This window comes from Amniculibacterium aquaticum (assembly GCF_003852705.1).
Taxonomy (GTDB): domain Bacteria; phylum Bacteroidota; class Bacteroidia; order Flavobacteriales; family Weeksellaceae; genus Amniculibacterium; species Amniculibacterium aquaticum.
Genome location: NZ_REFA01000050.1, coordinates 1 through 3,817 on the forward strand (window position 1 = coordinate 1; position 3,817 = coordinate 3,817).

Annotated in this window: 2 protein-coding genes; both read right to left on the reverse strand. The window is 29.9% G+C overall.

Going from position 1 to position 3,817, the window contains the following annotated elements; all coding sequences use genetic code 11:
- Nucleotides 1–395 precede the first annotated feature (395 nt).
- Entirely contained in the window at nt 396–1,295 is a 900-nt protein-coding gene (locus tag EIY84_RS11525) for a WG repeat-containing protein (protein WP_164472048.1), read from the reverse strand.
- Nucleotides 1,296–1,444: 149 nt separating this feature from the next.
- A complete protein-coding gene (locus tag EIY84_RS11535) occupies nt 1,445–3,640 on the reverse strand; it encodes an ATP-dependent helicase (RefSeq protein ID WP_206428209.1) in 2,196 nt (731 codons plus the stop codon).
- Nucleotides 3,641–3,817: the final 177 nt, after the last annotated feature.

Consider the following 3,817-nt stretch of genomic DNA (forward strand, 5'->3'; position numbering starts at 1 on the left):
AATTTTCAGCATGATATTCAGCACAATTTTCAAAAATCAACAGGATAATTTTCGGCAAGATATTCAGCTTAATTTTTCAAATTTTCACGCAGAAATTATTCGGCATAAAATTCAGGAATCAGCAGGGTAGAGGTCAATAAATTTTCAAATTTTCAAAATCTTCGATTTGATAACGCTCCTCAAATATTACGGACAACGGGAAAGGGCTTTGCGAGGTGCGGGCTACTGCAACCGGAAGTGGAGAGTATAACCGAACGCTAGCAAAAACTTTTTCTATTTTTTAAAATTACGAAAAAACTAAAAAATGGAAAAGTTTTTTGCGGGTACTTTCTAAAAATTTTCTGAGATTTCCTTCAACCCCGCATCTTGCAAAACCCATGTTATGCGATGTTTTTTTAATATTCATAAGAGTAATATTCATCCTTTTTATCCTTTGTTTTTAATATGATATATTCTTTCATCAATTGTATTTTGTCGTATTTAGGTTCTTTAATTATTTTGTTGTCGGTATTTATTAAGCCTTTTTTACCATTCTGTTCAATTATAAAATATCTCCAATTTTGTGATGAAATTAAATTGTCAAATTTTACAGGAATAATAATTTCATTCATAGAATTAATTAAACCATATTTATTATTTTGTTTTATGATTTGATAATATTTTTCGTCAACTGAAAAGTGTCTTGCTGTATTTACAAATGAAATATTCTCATCTAAAACAATTGTATTTGTGGGATTTAAAAGGTCTAAAATTAATGGTTTATTATTTTTTGTTGCAAAAATTTTATAATTATCTTCTGTATAAAAAATGTATTCTTCAGGAAAAATCATATTGCCGTTGATATCGAAAACTCCACAATAACCATTTTTATTTTCTGTTAAATAAAAATCATCATTTTTATTTGATGAAACACTTTTATATTTTACTTGAAGTATAATTTTTCCACTAGTATCAGTTAAGCCGAATTCTGAATTTTTAGTCCAAAGTATAAAACGATTATTATCTCTGGGAAGAATGTATTTAAATTGTAATGGAATAATTTCTCTATTCTCAATATTTACAATTCCATTTTTGTCGCCTTTTCTTACGATAAAAACTGAATTTTTATATTCGATAAAATCATAATTGAAAGGAATTATTGTTTTATTTAAACTGTCTACAATTCCATAAAGATTGTTTTTCCTTTCTAAATAGATATTTTCGTCAATTTTAGATTTAAAATTCTGTCCAAACAACATATTTATGGTTGCAAATAGAATTAAAATCAGAAATGTTCTATTAATAACGGTTTTCATAAAATATCGCATAACGTTTCTCGGCTTTGCGAAGTGGCGGATTTTCAGAACAAAACTTCAATTGAAAAACTGAACTTGAACCTAGCACTAAACTGTCATAGAAGCACTGAACCCGCCATTTTGCAAAACCGATGTTGGCGGTTCGTTGTTTATTTTTCGTCATTATACGTCTCTTTAAGTTCTTCTATTTCAGTTGATTTTGTTAAACCTCGAAATTCAAAATTTATAGGCTTCGTAACATCTCGTTCTTCAAAATAGATTTGGTATTCTCCTTTTTCTTCGTCAACTGTCATTACTTTTCCTTTCCCAAAAATTGAGTGATTAACAATATCATCTACTTCAAACTGTTCTTTTTGTCTGTTTAACCTCTCTGTTTCTAATCTAATATGTTCTTTAGCTTCATCAATTATTTCTTGACTTAATTCTCCTTGTCTAACAAAAAAATTGTCGCTTATTTCAAATAAAAATCTTGATGGGTATTTATTCATACCGGTCGTAAAATTGTAGCCTTCTGATTCTGTCATATAAAAAGCCTTTTCTGCTCTTGTTATTGCCACATAGGCTAATCTTCTTTCTTCTTCTAATGCTCTTTTTCGTCTTTCTTTTATAGACATTGCACTTGGCAGTACACCATCAGAAAAACCAGATAAAAACACATATGGAAATTCCAATCCTTTGGAAGTGTGAATAGTCATTAGTTTTACTCTTTCGTTCTTGTCATCTTCAATATCCATATCGGTGTAAAGAGAAATTTCTTGAAGATAATTTTCTAATAAAAGACTTTCAGCATCATCATTTTCAAGAACTATTATTGAGGTTTGAAGCTCTTTAATATTTTCAAGTCTGTCAGTATCACCATCCGCCCGATAGTAAGCACTAAGCCCAGTAGAGTCTAAAATCTCTTTAACTAAATCTGAAACTTTTATCTCATCTTTTCTTTTCGAAAAGTTGTCAATTAAATTTATAAATTCAATTGCACCTGGTTTTGAAAACTCTTTATCATTAAGGCGTAGCCTTAATGATTCTAAAAGTGTTTTGTTTTCAGATTCAGCAATTTTAGAAAGATTTTCAATAAATTTCTTGCCAAGACCTCTTGAAGGCGTATTTATTACTCGTAAAAAAGAAAAATCATCTCCAAAAACGACTAATCTTAAATATGATAATACGTCTTTAATTTCCTTTCTTTCAAAAAATCGAATACCACCAAAAACAGAATAAGGAATATTTTCCCTAATCAATGATTGTTCAATTATTCTCGAAACAAAGTTTGCTCTATATAAAACTGCAAAATCAGAATACTTAGCATTATTTTCTTTAACAAGCCGTTTAATTTCATTAGCCACCCATAATCCTTCTTCAAAGTCATTTTTGGCGTGAAAATGAGTTACTTGAATACCCTCATTGTTAAGAGTAAACATATCTTTATCAACACGGATTTTATTATTTTTAATTATGTGATTTCCAAGATTCAGAATATTAGGTGTTGAGCGATAATTTTGATTCATTAATATTGTTTGTGCAGTCGGAAACTGCTTATCGAAATCAACAAGAATTTCTGGTTTTGCACCACGCCATTCATAAATAGTTTGGTCAGGGTCACCAACTACAAAGAGATTTTTATGGAAATTGGCAAGCATCTCAATTAACATAAATTGCTTTTGAGAACTATCTTGAGTTTCATCAACTTGAATGTAATGTAATCTCTTTTGCCATTTTTCTAGTACGTCTTGGTTTTTAGAAAATATGTATAAAGTGTAGTTAAGTAAATCATCAAAGTCAAGGGCATAATTCCTTTGTTGTTTTTCTAAATATTTGAAAAACACTTTGTAAAGCTCCCTGTCGTTGTCGTGTTTTTTGTTTTCAAGTATGTATGACAAATAATCAAGTTTTGATTTTTCAACACTAATGAAACGCAAGACTTGTTTAAAAGTAAAAACCTTTTGATTTAATCCGAGTTCGTTAAAAACTTCCCTTAATATTGATTTTTGGTCTTCAACATCCATTATAATAAAACCTTTAGGATATTGAATTTTATTAATGTCTTCTCTCAAAACTCTAACACAAAATCCGTGGTAGGTTGTAATATAACTTAAATCCGAATTTTCACCAACAAGCCTTTTAACACGTTTACGCATTTCTTGGGCTGCTTTATTAGTAAAAGTTACACACAAAATATTAGAAGAATTTATACCTAAAGCTTCAACAATATACGCATATCGTGAGGTCAAAGCTTTTGTCTTGCCTGAACCAGCACCAGCAATAACTCGAACGAACCCTTCTGTTTCAGTTACAGCTTTGCGTTGTTGTTCGTTTAAATTTTCTAATATTTTATCAATCTCATTCATTTAGATTGTTTTGTCGATTTTTTTTGCAGTGTCGTTTTACAATGACCGCTAACATTTTGGCAGCTTTGCGAGGGAGCGGACTATTAGTATAAATTTCCTTGCGAGGACTGCTTTTCAAATATACTAAAATATTTCAAACGTAGAACTCTCTCCGCTCTCTTGCAAAACTGCCCGTTA

Coding starts and splice junctions, on each gene's coding strand:
- EIY84_RS11535 (WP_206428209.1), bottom strand. CDS start 3,640: ATGAATGAGATTGATAAAATATTAGAAAATTTAAACGAACAACAACGC.
- EIY84_RS11525 (WP_164472048.1), bottom strand. CDS start 1,295: ATGAAAACCGTTATTAATAGAACATTTCTGATTTTAATTCTATTTGCA.